The following is a 16003-nucleotide window of genomic DNA, read 5'->3' on the forward strand; positions in this document are numbered from 1 at the left end:
CGAAGAGCCCGGGACCGCACAGGCCGGCGGTACACGGTGAACACGGCACACCACCTGATACTCGCCGGACAACTGAATGACCTCGGCAACCACTGGATCACGGGCCTTCCCCCGTGAAGGTGGGCACGCGGTTATTGATCACGCGGCGAGCGTGATTTTAGCGGTGTGGTGTCGGTGTTCGTATTCGTTGGGGCTGAGGTGGCCGTTGGCGGAGTGCCGACGGCGGGTGTTGTAGCGGGTCAGCCAGGCGAAGACGGTCCTGCGGCAGGTGTCGGAGTCGCCGTAGTGGTGGGCGCCCTGGAGGGTCTCGCGTTTCAGGGAGGCGTGGAAGCTTTCGCAGGCCGCGTTGTCGGCGCTGGTGCCGACCGCGTCCATCGACCGGGTGACTCCGAGCTGGTCGCAGAGACCGGCGAAGGCCCGGGAGCCGTACTGGGCCCCGTGGTCGGAGTGGAACACGGAGCCGTCCAGGCGGCCACGGGTCGAGGCCGCCATCCGCAGTGCGTCGGCGACCAGACTGGTGCGCATGTGGTCGGCGATGGACCAGCCGACGACCTTGCGGCTGAAACAGTCCAGCACGGTCGCGAGATAGAGGAACTCCCCGCCTGCGAGCGGGAGATACGTGATGTCGCCCATGTACTTCAGGCCGGGTTCGATGGCGGTGAAGTCCCGCTGGAACAGGTCCGGGACCGGTGAGGTGGCCGGGTCCGCGACGGTCGTGCGGACGCGTCTGCGCAGGCGGATTCCGGTGATGGAGAACGTCCGCATGACGCGGGCGACCCGCTTCTCGTTGACCCGCAGGCCCTTCGCGCGGAGCTCGGCGCTCACTCGCGGGGAGCCGTAGGCGCCGCCGGACCCGCCGTGGATCTCGCGGATCTTCTCGGCCAGGACCCGGTCCTGGTGCTGCCGGGTGACCCGGGCCTCGGCGCCGGCGAGCCACTTGTAGTAGCTGGACCGGTTCACGTCCAGGACCTGGCAGAGCCGCTTCACCTCGTAGGTGTCCCGGTGATCGTCAACGAACTGGAAGCGGCTCCTCACCAGTTCGTCTCTCCGGCGAAATACTTGGCCGCCTTGCGGAGGATGTCCCGCTCGGTGGCGAGCTTGCGCTCACTCACCTCGAGCTCGGCCACCCGGGCCTCCAGCTGCCGCACCCGCTCGTCCGGATCAGCGGACGGCACCGCCTCCCGAGGCTGGGTGCTGCGGGACCGCAACCGCGGCGGTGACACCACGGCGTTCGCGGTCCCGCAGCACCCACCCGCGCAGCGTGGCCCGGTTGATGCCCAGGTCGGCGGCGATGCTCTTGTACGTCGCCCCGGGTGTGGACTCGTACAGGGCCACGGCATCGGCCCTGAACTCGTCCGAGTAGTCCTTCATCGCCATCGGCGGTCTTCTCGCTTCCTCCGGATCAAGCAGATCCGGTATCAGCGTGTCCACCACTCAGGGGGAGGCCCCGCCCGGGGGCCGCTGGCCAAACTATCGATCGACGTAGCCATCGAGCACGGCCAAGCGTGCCCGTTCTGCAATCCGGACACGGTGCTCCAGGCCATTTCGGAGTGGGCCGACGGGCGCGTGGCCAGCCGTAGGCGGCTCTATGTGCGCCGCCGTCTCCAGCGCAAGCGCCGTGAAGCCATCCACGCCTCGCAGGCCTCCCGCCCTGTCTCCGAACACCTCGCGCTGCCAGGCCAGTTGGAGCTCTTCCACCTGCCGCGCGACTGGACCCGCCTGGCGGGACTGTCTCCACGGGAGACCGACGGCGCTGACGAGATGTGGCTGCCCTGGCCGTGCGGCGGTGTGATCGATGCTCCCGCGCAGTCCGCTTGCGAGTCCGGACCGGAGGAGTCGGGTAGGGAAGATCGTGTATGGGGCGGTCAGCGCGCCTTCACGGCGGTGTGGTCGAGGACGGTCAGGTGCAGGGTGTGCAGGGGCCGGGTCCGCGTGGGGCGGATCACCTCGAACCAGTCGCTCACGTCTTCCAGCAGCCGGGGCAGGTAGCCGAAGTCGTGCCAGCCGAGTCCGATCCCCACTGTGGGCGTGGGAGCGCTGTGGTGGCTGTCGGTCAGGGGTTCACCGTGGAGCAGTACGTGGTCGAGGGTGTGCCCGGTGCTCTCCAGATGGGCGAGTGCCCCGGCGGCGGCTCGGCGCAGTGGGCTGGTCTCGGTCCAGCGGTGGAGTGCTTCGAGCGCTGCTGGATGCTGCGGTGCCGCGTCGGGCAGGTCGAGGCGGTCGATGCGGACGGCTCCCTGGGAGACCAGGTCGACGAGTTCGATGCGGACTGGTCGTGGGATCCACCGGTCGAGGCCTTCGAACGCCTCGATCATGTGGTCGCGCGGGGCCCGGCCGGCGGTGGGGTCGGGGGTGAGGGCGGCCAGGCGGGCGCGGGCGGCGTCGACGGGTTCGGGGCGGGTCCACAGCACGGTCAGGGGGAAGCCGTCCTCCTCCAGGGTGCTGCGCTCGCGCAAGTGGAGCTGCAGGCCGCGGCTGCGGCCTTTCAAGGCGCGTTTCATCGATCCGGACGGATCACCGCCGTAGGACAGGGCGTGGACGAACTCGGACGTCAGCCGCTTGTCCGTGCGGTGCTCGACCACGACGTCGACGTCGTGCGGCTCCAGTGCGCCGCGGGCGTAGGAGCCGAACACCAGGATCTGGTCGACCAGGTCCAGCGGCCATTCGCCTCCTTCCAGGCGGTCGAGCATCTCGGTCAGCAGTAACGTGGCACGAGCGCGTTTCACGGAAGAAACCTCCAGCGGGGTCCGGCCGGGGTGGTCATGGCGGACCTCCACGGTCACGGTGGTCTGTTGGGGACATGAGGTGGACGGGGAGCTGCAGTTGGGTGTCCGTGATCCTGTGGTGGCGGCAGGCCCATGCCTGAACTGCCCAGCTGTCCCGGTGAGGGGCGAGGATGACGGCGATGAGGGTGTGGAAGGCCAGTTCCGGGTCGCGCAGGAGCCGGCGGTAGGTGCTTGCATCGCGCGGGCTGGGGGTCGTCGTGGCGCTGGTGGGATGGGTGTGCCATTCGCCGACCCAGGTGCTGCCGTCGTCGGCGAACGCCTGGTCCGCGAGTGCTTGAGCATGCGCCAGGTCGCGCAGGAAGGATGTCGGTGTCCGTACTGCGGCGGGGCCGGGGGTGCCGGCGTGACGGACGACGACGGTGTCGCGATCGTGACGGCCCAGGAGGATGCCGCCGGTTTCGGTGTCGTGGTCGTTGGCGGCCAGCTCCGTCGTGATGGTGCGGACCGCTCGTGCGGTCATGCGTACCCGGGTGACCGGCTGCTGGAGGGTCATGGTGTGTCGCACGTGGGGCAGCCCGGTTCCGGGGGTGTCGCGGGCAGCCAGCGCAGTTCGCCGGTGCGGTTCAGGTCGAACGGTGGGGAGCAGTCGGGCTGGCGGCGCAGTGCCAGGAGAGCGTGTTCGCCGGGTAGCCGCTGGTCGGGGTGCCCGGCGCGTTCCAGGATGGTGGCTACGGCTGTTTTGGCGGCGAGGTGGGCGACCAGGTGCAGGTCGGGGCCGACTGCGGTCATCGGCCGGTGGCGTGTGCCGGTGCCGTAGCCGGCGTCCAGGGCGGGTTCGGGGTCCATACCCCCGTTGTTGACCAGTGCCTGGCGGCGGCAGGTCAGGCAGCCGTGGCGGGGCCAGGGTCGGAGCCTGAGTACCTCGCCGATCGCGCCGTCCTGCAGGACACATGCCAGGACGGCGGTGACGTCTGCACGGCGTGCGAGGTGGCCGATGGTTCTGCGGGCCGCGACGCCGTCGGCGGTGCACACCACAATGTCGACGGCGGGGAGCAGCGCCCGTACACGGTCTGCTTGGGTGATCACGTCCCAAGGCAGCGGTTGAACCTGGGTGTCCGGGCGCAGCCGGGTGAGTTCTTCAGTCAGGGCGGTGACTTTGTGGCGGCCGATGTAGCGGCCGGCGCTGGTGTGGCGCACCAGGTTGTGCCAGGACAGGCGGTCGGGATCCATCAGGGTCAGCTGTCCGATGCCGTAGCCGGCCAGGGCGTGGGCGGCGGCGCTGCCGATGCTGCCGGCCCCGACCAGGAGAGCGTGAGATTTCTGCAGGTGTGCTGCCGGCCAGCGCGGCTCCAGTTGGGCGATGCCGGTGGCCTCGGGCTGGATGAGGATGTCGAGCGGGAGGGCGCCTTCCGGGCTGACTTGCCAGGCGACCAAATCGGGCAGTGCGGCGTCGGGGAAGGCCTCTGCCATGCCGGGTGCGTAGGTGACGGCGAGGTAGGGCGATCCGAAGGTCTGGTAGCCGCCGCGTACGGTGTCCCGGAACACTGTTCGGGGAATGGCCGTGTCCTGGCGGGCGCGGCACTGCGCCCAGGCCAGGTGCAGGGCGGGGTCGACCCGGTACCACAGGCTGATCGGAGCGGGGTCACAGTTGGCAAGGAGCCGTTCGGCGGGCTCAGGGTCGACGGAGACTCTGGGGTTGTTGCCGTCCGACAGGGCGCACACAACGGCCAGTTCGTCCGGGGCGCTGACCCGCAGGGTCAGGTAGCCCCAGGTGCCAGCCTTTCGGATCGTGGCAGCAGCCAGGTGCGGGAAGAGGATCAGCACAGCGCCTCCGCCTTCGGGCCGGTGTCCGCTTGGCCGGCTACGGGTGCGGTATCTGGTTGACCGGCTGCGGGCGGCGGCTGGGAGAAGAGGTGATCGTGGCGGTTGTCGCTGACGATGCCGCAGCGGGACATCTCCTGGATGATGCCGTGTCTCATCAGGGCGTACTCCAGCCGCCATCCAGCCGCTTTGAGCAGCAGGTCGATGAGCGAGTCCCGCCCGGTCCACCAGGCGTGCTCCTGCAGCAGGCACAGGGTGCCGTCTCCGTTGACGTGCCAGCGGGTCTGGGTCCACTCCTGGGGCGGCGGCAGGGGGTCCAGGGGGTGCAGAGCGGGTTCCACCATGGGGTAGGCCTGGTTGTAGGCAACGGTCAGCCGCAGCCCCTCCTCCCCCACCCAGGCGCTGAGGTTCGGCGGTTGTGGGCGGTCGAACGGCCAACACGGCAAGACGCCGGTCCAGGTGCCGGCGCCGTCGCTGTTCCACACAAGGCCGCTGAACCGTGCGGTGATCTCGGACTGGTCCCGTTCAAGGCGCCGGGGTTCGGCTTTCCACCATGTGATCGGTTCACGGTCGGACCTGTCCATGGCTGTCATCCCTGGGGTGCATCCTTGATCGGCCGGGGTGCGACCAGGGCGGGTGTGCCTGTGATCTTCGACGCGGGCTTGGCGGGTGCGGGGAAGCCGTCGCCGAAGATGTCCTGCCACAGTCGCAGCGCACCGTCGGTGTCGCTGGCGGCAGCAGCGGCGCAGGCCCGCTCGGCGAGGTCCGCGGCATCGGCGAACGCGTCGGAGAGTCCGTCGTAGTCCAGGTCGGGCTGCACTTCCCCGCACAGGCCCGCGGGATCCGAGACTCCTTCGTTGACCCTGGCCGCGGCGGCGGTGAAGAACGTCTTCAGTCCTTCCGCGCGGCTGCCCTCTTTCGGCATGCACTCCAGCGCGAGGACCTCGACGACCAGGGACTTGATGCGGCCCTGGACCGGCGCACTGTGGCGCCAGTCCTTGAGCACCCGCACCAGCGGACGGAAGTGTTCCCACGCGCCCTGGTGCTCGGCGACCTTGCGGATCAGATACTCCGGATCCGCCGGGACCCAGCAGCGGTTGAGCTTCTCCGGGATCAGCAGGGTGCCGTCGCTCTGGCGCAGTGCCGGCATGACGTCGACCGTGAACGCCTCCTCCTCGTCCTTGTCGTCCAGGAAGCATTTGACCGCGTGGTTGCGCGGCACAGCCAGGCGGACCTCCTGGGCGACGGTGCCGTAGGTCTGGCCCAGAAGCCGGTGGATCTGATCGCCGGCGTGGTCCAGGGCCTCGCCCGCGCTGTCGCCCGGTGCGCCCCAGTCGGGGTGCGCGGCCGCGTGGTAGACCACGACGATGTCCACGTCGTGGATGGGCTTGAGCTGAGTGCTTCGGCTCAGGGAGCCCGATCCGAACGTCTCCAGGACGTCCTCCTCGCCGGACATGGCCTTCTTGAAGGTGTCCCGGCGTTCGCGCGCCAGCTTGACCTGGTCGATGTCGGCGTTGACCTCTGCCTGGAGCTGATCGAACGCGTCGTTGATCCCCATCACGTGCCTCCTCAGGCTCGCCGTTCAGCCCGAGTGCGCGCCGCCGCAGGCCGTCCGGAGACGGTCAGCGGGTCTAGTTGGAGGCACCGACAGCTGTTCCTTCCGACAAGCCTAGGACCCGCCACTGACAACGCCCCGGCCTCGTCCGCCGCTGCCTGCGGGGCGGGGTGGTGCCGGGGCAGTCGGATGTGTGGTGGGTGCCGTGACGTCTGCTTCCTGGTGCTGAGGCGGGTGTGGTTCAGGCATCCACGGTGAAGGCCGCCTCGTAGACGTCCTCCGTTGCCACGTGCTCGTACACCACGGTGGGGCGCAGCCGGTTCCAGCGGTGTCCGAGGAGGAGGGCGAGACCCATGGGGCAGGCCTGGAAAAGGTGGATCCGGGATGCACCGTGGCTGGCCGTACGGAGAACGTCACGGATACCGACGGCCAGGGCATTGGCGGTGGCGGCGTCGGGGATCGAGTTGTCCTTGGCGCCGGTGGGCGGGCGCAGGACCAGGAGGCGCGATACTGGCAGTTGCCGGTTTTGTAGGAACTCCAGGACATCGGCGGTGGGGTCGGTGGCCACCGCGATGGCCACGGCCAGGTCCTGGCCTTCGTCGATCGCGTGCGTCTCCTGGGCGGGGGCGAGCGCAGTGTCGTAGGGCTCGGCGGAGGACCAGAGTTGGCCGCGCTGGAGTACGGCCAAGTCGGCGCCGGTGACCATGCGGAAGGCGGTGCCGGTCAGGAAGGCGGGCGCAAGGCGCAGGCTGCCGGTTACCGCCACGGCTGCTGTTCCCGGGGGGAGCCGGTGGGGCGCCGTCTCGATCTCCTCCTGGAGCTGTGCCCAGGTGGCGGGGGCCTTGGGCCGACACTTGGAGTAGGCGGTGTCTCCCTCGAAGCGGTCGGCCCAGTCGATGGCGTAGTCGGCGTCGTCGGCCATCGGGTCTGGCTTGAGCGTGGCGATCGACACGACGGCACGGTTGGGGCCGGCCGTGAGCGCGAGCGTCTGGACGGCATCGGTGATCTGGGCCAGTGACAGCGTGCGCTGACCGTTGATCACCTGGCGGGCCACCCAGTCCGCGCCTGCTTGTACAGCAGCCGCGTCGGGGCGAAGGCCCGCAGCGAACATCAGCAGTTGCAGGTGTTCGTGGAGGTGGGAGACGTCGCGGGCGATGTCGAAGCGCAGTACGCGCAGCAGGTCGAGAAGTTGCTCTTCGTCTATCCCGGCATTCGCCGCCCAGCGCCCGCGGGCTTGGCCTTTCGCGGATCGGGGTCCTTGCTGACCGGCCTTGGGCATGAGCGTCTGGGTGCGTGGATCACGTAGCGCGACGAGCGTGTCAGCAGGGTCGGGCGCCCGGTTGCTGATCAGTGTCAGATCGACGGGTGCCCCGTCGGCGGTCAGACGCTGCCAGCTCTGGGTGATCTTCTTCAGGAGCGAGGCGCCGCCGGAGGTGCTGGGAGTGAACAGGTACGTCTCATTGACGGGGGTGGCGGCGTCGGCGGTGTACTTCACCTGGGCGTAGGTGTGCGGAGGGCTGGCCCGGTAGAGGACAACATCGTCCAGGTTGCCCGCCTGGTCGGCTTCGACACCGACGCCGACGACCGGGTTGGGTGTGCGGAGGGCAGCGTCCCGTAGTGCTGTGACACAACCCTGCCAGGCCCACAGCCACTGGTATCTATCGCCGGCGATCCGCACACCGGTGGGGCCAGGGGCCGGAAGGTCAGGCATGCGGTCCGCTCCGTGGTCTCGGGGTTGAGCTGCAACTGTTCGCGGGCTTCGATGCCCCATTGCGCAGGGTGGCCGATCTCGGAGCCGTACGACGGGCGGCGGCCGGCCATCACGGGGTGTCGCGCTTGGCCACGGCCGCTGGCAGAGCGTACTGCTGGGCCGGGTCGTGGGAGAGCAGGCCCGTGCCACGCTCACGGCTGCGGACGTTCTCATGGACCAGCTCCCCGAGAGCGAAGGGGCAGACGCCCGGCTGGTGTACGGCGAGCAGAAGCAGCACATCCACCTCAGTCACACCACGCCTCGCAGACACGGTCCGCGCCCACGAGCCAGCAGCGGGCGCTGGTAATGCCGGAGCCAGCCAGCACCCCGCTGCCCACCGACGCCCCTGTCACGCTCAAGCGTCATGAACCAAGTGCCGTCACCACCACTGACATGCGGGCAGGATTTTCAGTCCGGCACCGATCCGCTCCCGCAGCCGAGCTCGTAACCACCACGATCCGCCAGACCAACCCTGACCAGCGCATACCTACCCACCCAGGCCACGCAGCCATAAGGAAATCCTGAGCCGATCACTACATTCCGAAGTGATCACTAAACCTGCACCTCAGAGCCTGCCCGCATCCCAACTACCCCAGGAAAACCCAGGTCAGAACCATGCCGTACCATGGCAATAGATCCCGAAACGATCACTAGATACACACGTCAGCGCATCCATTCGCCTAGTGATCGTTAGCAGATTTGTCACAGATCGGCCGGTACACCGCGGCCACGCGCTTGGAGAACAGCACCAGCAGCTAGGGTGGCGCTACCGTACCTGCCCACACGCCCTGGCGGGTCAGATCGTGTCGTCCTCCAGGGCTGGCCAGCCGAACGGGTCCGTGTGCTCGATGTCGTCCGTCCAGTAGCCGTACCGGTCGCCGAGCACCGACAGCAGTGCCTGGGAGTCGAGCGGGCCCGGGCGGATGGTGAGGCCGAGGCCGCGCGCGGTGCTCACCGCAGCCACGGACAGGTGTGAGCGCAGGGCGTGTTCGGTGAATGCCTGGGCAGGGACAGGCGGGTCGTCCGGGCGCTCGGTGGCCTGCATGGCGGCGAGGATGCGAGCTCGGTGTTCGGGGGAATCGCCCGGGGAGGGGCGCAGGCCCTGCTGCTGGGTGCGATGGTTTCCGGCCGCGTTGGCGATGGCGGTCAGCAGGTGCCAGTCGCGCCATCCTTCCTGCCTCAGCTGCGTGGCTGTGCGCCGGAAGCCGGGGTGGGCGGCCAGGCGGGGAAGGGTGTAGCGCACGATGGGGAGCAAGTTGGCATAGCGGTTGCGGACGGTGTCGAGGGCTGTCTCGTGTTCGTAGCCGGGTCCTGGCCCGGTCCGGGCCGGTAGGGCAGCTGGTTTCGCCTGGCCGCGCGGTGTGCCTGCTCCGACGGCCGGGTCGGCGAGTGCAGCCATCGTCTGGTAGTCGTCGGCTTTCAGGAAGTCGGCCAGTTCGTCGTAGGGGCGGCCGACGAAGAGCTTGTGCCAGAGGCCGCCGGCGAGCGCCTGCTCGACGAGGTGCATGAATGCCTTGTCGGAGAGCAGCGACTGGGAGAGCACCACCTTGACCAGGGCGGCGAGCAGACGGGATGGTTCTGTTTCCAGGTCCGCGGGGGCGATTGTGGGCAGGCGCAGCCTCCACCGGTTGGTGTCCCGGTCGGCGTTCTGATCGCAGGCGGCGGGCTGGTCGTGGGGCAGGGTGGTGTCTGCGCGGATTTCGACGCTCAGGCTGCCGGGCAGGAACAGCGGGTCCTCTAAGGCGAGTTCGCCGAGGAACACCTGGAGTGCTGCGGTGTAGCGTTCCGCGGCCAGCACCGAGAGCCGGTCGTTCGGGCAGGTGATCTCCCAGTCGACGCCGAGCGCGTTCCAGGCATAGAGGCGTGTGGGGCCGGCGTCGCTGAAGGGCCGTCCCACACCGTGGGCGTCGGCCTCCTCGGCGTACGTCTCTTCGGCTGCTGTGAGGGCGTCTGCGGTCGAGGCGAGCAGGTCGTCGATGATGGTGTCGATGCCCGCCGAGGCGGTGATCGTGCGGAGCAGGGGGACCAAGCCGGGCCTGACCGCGTCGGCTACGCGCAGGGTGAGCGCCTGATTGCCCATCATGTCCCAGACGTAGGGGTAGCGTTCGTGGTTGTACGGCTCGTCGCAGTAGGCGTTCTGCGCCATGAGGCCGATGCAGAACAGGCGGGTGGCGGTGATCCAGTTTCCGGCTTGGCGGTCGTACTGGGCGGCGAGGATGATCCCGCGGGGGACGAAGCGGTTGAGCTCCGGGGCGGGTGAGGACTTCGCGGCGGTGGCGGCTGCGAGCGCGTACTGCTTGGCAGCGGTGGGCAGGCCGAGTTCGCTGTAGAGGCGCGCGCACAGCAGCAGCATGATCAGGCCGCCCTCGAGGGTGTCGCCGCGCAGCCAGTTGGCCTTGGCTTCGTGGATCTCCTGGAGCGCTTGCGGGAGGCGGCCGCTCTTGATCAGGGCGTGGCCCCGTGACTGTGCGCGTTCGCCGCGTGCACTCTGGCCGGTGACCCGGTCGGTGGCCTGATCGAGCAGGTCACGGACCTCCCGGTACAGGGGGTGGTCCACCAGTAGAGGGGTGAGGTAGTCGAAGAGGTCGGTGGTGTGCTCGATGGGGAACAGCGGCGCGTTGTCCAGGTGGTGGCCCAGCCGGAGCAGGATGCGCATGCCGGTGTCGAGGTCCGTGAGCGGGGGCTCCGACTGCAGGGCAGGGATCGGCTCGCCGGCTTCTACCGCTTCGCGGACGGATGCGGTGACCTCTGCGACGGTCGGCAGGTCCTCGGGCACGGATTCGAGGTCGGCGGTCATGTCGGCGTGCAGGGCCAGGCGGGCCCGCAGGGCCAGCAGATGGGCCATGGCGTTGGGGGGCGGGTCTGCAACCAGCAGGCGGTCGATCTTGTCTGCCAGCAGGTGCTGCCAGCCGCACAGGTCCTCTACGGTCAGCGCGGTGAGGCGGCGCACCCACGCCCCGAATCCGTATTGGAGGAGCACAACGGCGTCCTCGAGAATTCCGGGGTCGGTGAGGGCATCGTCGGCGGTGACCCTGTCGAAGAAGTCGCGGGCCAGTTGGTCCGTGGGGTGCATATCGCCGAGGCCGCGCAGGGTGGCCACGACAATCTCGTAGCGGGCGCGCAGGGCGGTGTGCTCTCCCTCTGCGGCGGCCAGCAGGGCACGTGCGTGGCCGATCCATTCCGGCAGATCGGCCCGGGCCTCGTCGTGGAAGGTGGCGTGGCGCAGCGGGCCCCGCAGGTCCACCAGGTCGCCCAGGGTGCGGGCCGGCTCGTCGTTGGCCTGCCATCGCCGGCGGGCTTCGACATACCAGTCGGGCAGTTCACCGGCTCCGTCCGGGCGCGGTGGAGCGAGGTCGGAGGGCAGGTGGAGGTACTGGACGGCGAGGTAGAACAGGTCGTAGTCGGCGAGGTGGAGGGCGAGGGCGGCCGCGTCCCAGATCTCCAATTCGACCTGGTGCGTCCGGGCGGCTTCGTCGATCAGGTCGTGCCGCTTCCTGGTGGGCACGGCGGTCACCGTGAAGAAGATGACGCGGTCAACGGGGGTGCCCTGCCCGCAGATCGATGCCAGGTCTTTTCGGATCTTGCCGGGGATGTCGGTGGTCTGGATGGTGCAGGCCACCACCACCCGCTGGACGGAGGCCAGCGACGCGAACAGGGACGTGCCGGGCAGTTCCCGGGGAATGTTGCTCCAGTGACTTTCGGCGTCCCGGCCCTGGTCCCCGCCACTGCTGACGGGGCCGGTCGCCGGTAGCAGATTGCTGGTGATCCTGCGGCGGGCCAGGCCCAGGCACAGGGCCTCGAACTCGTGGTGGCTGTTGCTCTCGCCGAGGGTGCTCAAAGCGAAGCGGATACGCCTCTCGAGCTGGACGGCATCGTCACTCACGTCGTTCCCCCTGGTCTCGCTGCCGCAGTCACGCACGACCAGTGTCCAATACCCCACTGACATCGCGGGGCCATCCATGCGTCTGCGGTACTGAGCGGGCATGGGTTCAGCCGCCGGGCGCGTGCTCATGCGCGTCAGGTACCGGCACCCCGCGTGGGCTGAGTCTCAGCACCGCGCGGCGCAAAGGGATCGAGCAAGAACGCATCACCAAAAACTCACTCGACGCCATCCGCCGCGACCACCTCGCCGAAACCCACCACCGCCCCCGCACACGCTGAACCGGCCTTTTCGCCCAGCGCCTCAGCCGCAACCCCTGCCGGCCCATTCACGTCGCCCGGTACTGCCCCCGCTGAACACGGACGACCCGGCCAGCCTTAAGAAGTCCGTCGATGTAGACGGACACCCCGTTACGGGTGCTCAGCTTGCCCCCCGCAGTCATCGCCTCCGCGATGTCGCCGAGCGCCATGGGAGCGTCCGCCCCCTTCAAAAGCGTGACGATGGCCTCGGCCTTGGTGAGGTTTTCGAATCCCTCAACAGGACTTTCAGCAGTCTCTACAAGCTTCCTGAGAGCATCGCGTTCCGCCTTGAGCCCCTCGATCCGGGCACCGAGCCGCTCACGCTCACGCTCCGCCTCGCGAAGACTCTTCTCCACACCCTCAAGGTCATCCCTGTAGTCATCCATAGAGACACCTTAAGTCAGAAGCTTAGGGATTATCTAGAGATTAATTAACATCTTCTAGTGCCGGGTGCTGTCACCCCCGCACCCGGCACTCGCGGACGGCCGCCCGCGAGCCACTCATACAGCGGTGCAGAATCGGCCGTACTGAGCTGTTCAGGAACCATCACCGTCCGATCGCTGCGAAACTCTGCCTGGCAGACGGTCGCACTGGTCGGGGGCGTGTAACTGTGGCAAAGACGAAGGCGAAACCTCGCAAGGGCTATTACCGGGCCGCGCACTACGTGAAGCCGTCGTCGGCATCCAGCCGATGGAAGAAGCCATCGATGGGCCTGGTCCTGGTGGGCATTGTTGTGGTCATCGCCGCATGGAACACCCTGTTCTCAGGCGGCTCCGGCGACTCCGTCAAGACGCCCCAGCCCCAGCCGTCCAGCGCGTCGGCCTCCGCCGTACCCGGTCACTGATCCCGCGCCCGGCGGAAGACCGACAAAGGGCGCTGCCACGCTCTGGCCTTCTCAGGCCCGCCGTCACGGGTGACTTCCGGGCCTGCCGTCTGCGCCGGCACGTTCTGCGCGCGCAGCTGCTGCCAGACGGTCTGCCACTGCATGATCTGTTCAGCGGGAACACCGCACGCTGAAAGGTAAACGGCCGTGGTACCCCACGTCGCCGGAAGAGTGCCGCGGTTGAGCAGACGGCCGACGGTGCCGGCCGCGATGCGCCCGGCCGACCGCTCGCTGACCGCCTGATGAGTCAGCCCACTGACCACCCGCACATCCGCGAGAGCGGTGAAAAACCCGGTCACGGTACGGATCGCGCACGGATCCGGCCAGGGGCGCTCCCCCGCACCCGCACCCGCAGCACCCGAGGCCACAGCAGCAACGGGCGCGGCAGGCAGATCCGCGTGGTTACGTCCGAGCGCGACCTGGGCACCACTGTTACGGTCCCGCGCCTGCGGAACAGGATGCCCGCGCGCCTCCAGCGTCAGACGCAGATGCCGGTACAGCGCACCGAGATCAACCAGCGCGGGACCACCCGGTATGCCCCGGCGCAGGGCCTCCAGCAGAGCCCCGGTGAAGGCCGTGTAGGTCTCCCCCGCTGGCGCCAGAGCAGTACGGGTCTCCGCGGCGGCCGCCAGCAGGAAACTGCCCTCTACCGCCGCCTGGTCGGCAAGCCCCGTCCCCGCGCTCATCCTCCCCAGAGCCAGACCGCTGTAGCAGCAGTCCAGAATCACCACATGCCGCTCGGCCCGGGAGTCCAGCAGCAGAACCTCGCGCACCCAGTCGTAGGGCAGACCGGTCTCGACGCGGCCGAACTCGGTACACGTCAGAGCCAGAACGAGCTGATCCCGGGCATCGACCAGTCCATGCCCGGCGAAGTAGACCACCAGCGTGTCGGTGGCCTCAGCGGCCGCCTGCCGCACCGCGCCCACCACCGTGTGCGCGGCAGCCGGATCCTCCACCACACTCACATGCCGGACCGGCAGCTGCAGCGACAGCGGGCTGGACAGAAGACCGGCGAGAGCCCGCAGATTGTTCGCCACGGCCGGCAACGGCTCCAGATGCTCATAACGGCTCGTGCCCACCAGCACGGCCCGTGAGGCCCCCGGATCGGGCAGCGCACTCACCGATCGCCGCCGCCACCGTCGACGGCCTCAAGCGCCCGGACCGCCCGCGCGATCTCCTCCTCAGAACCCTCCGCCAGGACGATGACCGTCTCCCCGCGGCGGATCTCCACCCGCGGCCGCTGCGGCCGGCTCTGCCGCCACGCCGCCACCGCCAAAACGAACGACGCCGCACTCCACCCGTTGCCCGTCACCAGCTCAAGCACATCCAGGGCCGTGCCCATCTCCCCCGGCCCCGGCACACCACCCCGGACCCCCACCACCACAGACCGGCGCACCACAGGATCCGCACGCAACCAGCCCTGCAGCGAACGCAACTCCCCCGCACCCAGCCCGACCTGCAGCTCCAACCGCACCCCGGCCTCCCCCGATCCGCACACGCACCCACCGACCATGCACAACAGACCAGGAAACCCGCTACCCCACAACACCACACCCCGACCAAAAAAAGACCCCTGACCAGCACAAACACACGCCAGACTTTTACGCGCTACCAACACCTACAACAAACCCAACCCTCCTCAACCCACCATCAACAACCCCAGCCCACACCCTTGATCACCCTCCCGAAGCCACCCCACCCAGCCTCTCAGCGAACCAACAACACACCAGGCCAGCAACCACCCACCACACCCCCTTCGAGCGTCACCACCACCGTGCACGCGGCCGGCGGGGAGACGCGAAACCTCACCGCCGAACTCCACACGTTTCTCAGGAGCACGGTCGAGTAGCTGCGGCAACACCACGTGAGACAACCTCTAAATCCTACGAGCACAGCACCTTGCGGGAACCTCACTGACACGTTTCTATGGTGGAATGCACAGGAATTTTTCTCTAATCAGCATAAGCCGGGTGGTGGTCACTGCAATAATGGTCTTGGCGCTCGTCGGGACCACAGGCTGGCTACTGGTTCCCGGGACCTGGCTAGTCGCCGGGGGTACAGTGCGACGCCTTCACGGGGAACAGCAGGCTGCAGCGCTCAACGCAGTACGGACGACGCTGATCGCCGCCTTCGTCGCAGTCATCGGACTCTTCACCTACATCCTTAATCGGAAAGGCTACTTCCTCAGCCACCGAGGCCAGGTCGCAGAGCGATACGCCAAATACGTCGAGCAATTATCATCGGGCAGCCCACTGGTACGGGTCGGCGCAATTCATTCCCTGGAGAGCGTGCTCGCGGAGGCTCCCGGGTACCATGCAAAAATTGTGCGGACCCTGGCCATCTTCGTCCGGATAAGCACCCGAGCGATTGGCGATCCACCGGCAATACCAGCAGAAGACGTCATCGCAGCGATGACCGTTCTTGCCTGCAGGCCCGTGCGGCGCGAGGACTTCCAGATCGACCTGAGTGAGGTCAAACTCCGAGGACTGAACTTGCACAACGGCGACCTGCCGGGTCCAGCCCGACTCCACCAGGTCAACTTAGCAGGCTCCGATCTTAGCGAGGCGAACCTTAGCCAAGCCGACCTATCTGGGGCCATACTGGACGGGGCTAATCTGTCCAGTGTTATAGCGGACTCTGCCAGCTTCGAACAGGTACGGCTGGCAAATGCAAACTTGACCGGTGCGAAGCTCTCCTACGCTCGATTTCAGAAAGCCGAGCTTGATGGCGCCGTGCTGAACGGCGCACATTTAAATCACGCGGACTTGACCGACGCCTGGCTGGACGGGGCGTATGTGGCCGAGACCAGCTTCAATTGCGCAATCATGACCCGCGCCTCGCTAGGAGCAACCGACCTGAGCACTAGCAATCTATTGCGCAAGAATCAGGTGCTGGTCGCGGACCTGTGGAACAACACCGTACTCCCGGAATTTCTCGCCCATGACACGGATGTACTGAACCACCTGGCCGACGTGGAGTCACGCGTTCGCCGCCCCCGACCCGCGCACAGTTAATTGGGACATGGACAAAAGCGGCAAGGGTGGGAGGAATCAATTTTTCCGAAGTTACAGAAAGAAACTTCTCCACGA

General features: G+C 67.9%; 13 protein-coding genes and 1 pseudogene. 2 read left to right on the top strand and 12 right to left on the bottom strand.

The window, feature by feature from the left end:
* Nucleotides 1-138: 138 nt before the first annotated feature.
* From OO70_RS46770 to OO70_RS46815, 10 genes and pseudogenes are all read right to left on the bottom strand, one after another.
* Nucleotides 139-1377 (bottom strand): annotated as a pseudogene (locus OO70_RS46770) (IS3 family transposase).
* A gap of 488 nt (nt 1378-1865) precedes the next feature.
* Nucleotides 1866-2726, bottom strand: coding sequence for a nucleotidyltransferase domain-containing protein (locus tag OO70_RS46780; protein ID WP_043686568.1), 861 nt, complete (start codon nt 2724-2726; stop codon nt 1866-1868).
* A 34-nt stretch (nt 2727-2760) separates the two neighbouring features.
* On the bottom strand, nt 2761-3291 hold the full coding sequence (locus OO70_RS46785; protein WP_234337104.1) for a Mov34/MPN/PAD-1 family protein: 531 nt from the start codon (nt 3289-3291) through the stop codon (nt 2761-2763).
* Nucleotides 3276-4550 (bottom strand): HesA/MoeB/ThiF family protein, encoded by a 1275-nt coding sequence (locus OO70_RS46790; RefSeq protein ID WP_043686571.1) that lies wholly within the window; start codon nt 4548-4550, stop codon nt 3276-3278. Before OO70_RS46790 ends, OO70_RS46785 begins: the two co-directional genes overlap by 16 nt.
* Entirely contained in the window at nt 4544-5131 is a 588-nt protein-coding gene (locus OO70_RS46795; RefSeq protein WP_043686574.1) for a hypothetical protein, read from the bottom strand. The genes OO70_RS46790 and OO70_RS46795 overlap by 7 nt, the downstream gene beginning before the upstream one ends.
* Nucleotides 5132-5136: 5 nt before the next feature.
* The gene (locus tag OO70_RS46800; RefSeq protein WP_043686577.1) at nt 5137-6105 is read right to left on the bottom strand and encodes an SMODS domain-containing nucleotidyltransferase; all 969 of its coding nucleotides are present in this window, start codon (nt 6103-6105) and stop codon (nt 5137-5139) included.
* Between the two features lie 238 nt (nt 6106-6343).
* The gene (locus OO70_RS46805; protein ID WP_043686581.1) at nt 6344-7813 is read right to left on the bottom strand and encodes an SAVED domain-containing protein; all 1470 of its coding nucleotides are present in this window, start codon (nt 7811-7813) and stop codon (nt 6344-6346) included.
* 109 nt (nt 7814-7922) lie between these two features.
* Nucleotides 7923-8105, bottom strand: a complete 183-nt coding sequence (locus OO70_RS54995; RefSeq protein WP_158711611.1) for a hypothetical protein — start codon at nt 8103-8105, stop codon at nt 7923-7925.
* Nucleotides 8106-8648: 543 nt separating this feature from the next.
* Nucleotides 8649-11735: a hypothetical protein gene (locus tag OO70_RS46810; RefSeq protein ID WP_158711612.1), complete on the bottom strand. Its 3087-nt coding sequence runs from the start codon at nt 11733-11735 to the stop codon at nt 8649-8651.
* A gap of 325 nt (nt 11736-12060) precedes the next feature.
* Entirely contained in the window at nt 12061-12417 is a 357-nt protein-coding gene (locus OO70_RS46815; RefSeq protein WP_043686587.1) for a hypothetical protein, read from the bottom strand.
* A 224-nt stretch (nt 12418-12641) separates the two neighbouring features.
* Here OO70_RS46815 and OO70_RS55610 point away from each other — a divergent pair, with 224 nt between their 5' ends.
* Nucleotides 12642-12875: a hypothetical protein gene (locus OO70_RS55610; protein WP_199827539.1), complete on the top strand. Its 234-nt coding sequence runs from the start codon at nt 12642-12644 to the stop codon at nt 12873-12875.
* Here OO70_RS55610 and OO70_RS46820 read toward each other — a convergent pair.
* Together OO70_RS46820 and OO70_RS46825 are read right to left on the bottom strand one after the other, a co-directional pair.
* Nucleotides 12869-14035: a caspase family protein gene (locus tag OO70_RS46820; protein ID WP_043686590.1), complete on the bottom strand. Its 1167-nt coding sequence runs from the start codon at nt 14033-14035 to the stop codon at nt 12869-12871. The genes OO70_RS55610 and OO70_RS46820 overlap by 7 nt on opposite strands.
* On the bottom strand, nt 14032-14388 hold the full coding sequence (locus tag OO70_RS46825; protein WP_043686591.1) for an effector-associated constant component EACC1: 357 nt from the start codon (nt 14386-14388) through the stop codon (nt 14032-14034). The genes OO70_RS46820 and OO70_RS46825 overlap by 4 nt, the downstream gene beginning before the upstream one ends.
* A gap of 586 nt (nt 14389-14974) precedes the next feature.
* On the opposite strand from OO70_RS46825, the gene OO70_RS53285 reads away from it, so the two are divergent.
* The gene (locus OO70_RS53285; RefSeq protein ID WP_158711613.1) at nt 14975-15928 is read left to right on the top strand and encodes a pentapeptide repeat-containing protein; all 954 of its coding nucleotides are present in this window, start codon (nt 14975-14977) and stop codon (nt 15926-15928) included.
* The last annotated feature ends 75 nt before the right edge of the window (nt 15929-16003 follow it).

Origin of the sequence: Streptomyces xylophagus (assembly GCF_000716435.1) — a bacterium.
Taxonomy (GTDB): Bacteria; Actinomycetota; Actinomycetes; order Streptomycetales; family Streptomycetaceae; genus Streptomyces; species Streptomyces xylophagus.

Coding starts and splice junctions, on each gene's coding strand:
- OO70_RS46815 (WP_043686587.1), bottom strand. CDS start 12,417: ATGGATGACTACAGGGATGACCTTGAGGGTGTGGAGAAGAGTCTTCGC.
- OO70_RS46805 (WP_043686581.1), bottom strand. CDS start 7,813: ATGCCTGACCTTCCGGCCCCTGGCCCCACCGGTGTGCGGATCGCCGGC.
- OO70_RS46795 (WP_043686574.1), bottom strand. CDS start 5,131: ATGGACAGGTCCGACCGTGAACCGATCACATGGTGGAAAGCCGAACCC.
- OO70_RS46800 (WP_043686577.1), bottom strand. CDS start 6,105: ATGGGGATCAACGACGCGTTCGATCAGCTCCAGGCAGAGGTCAACGCC.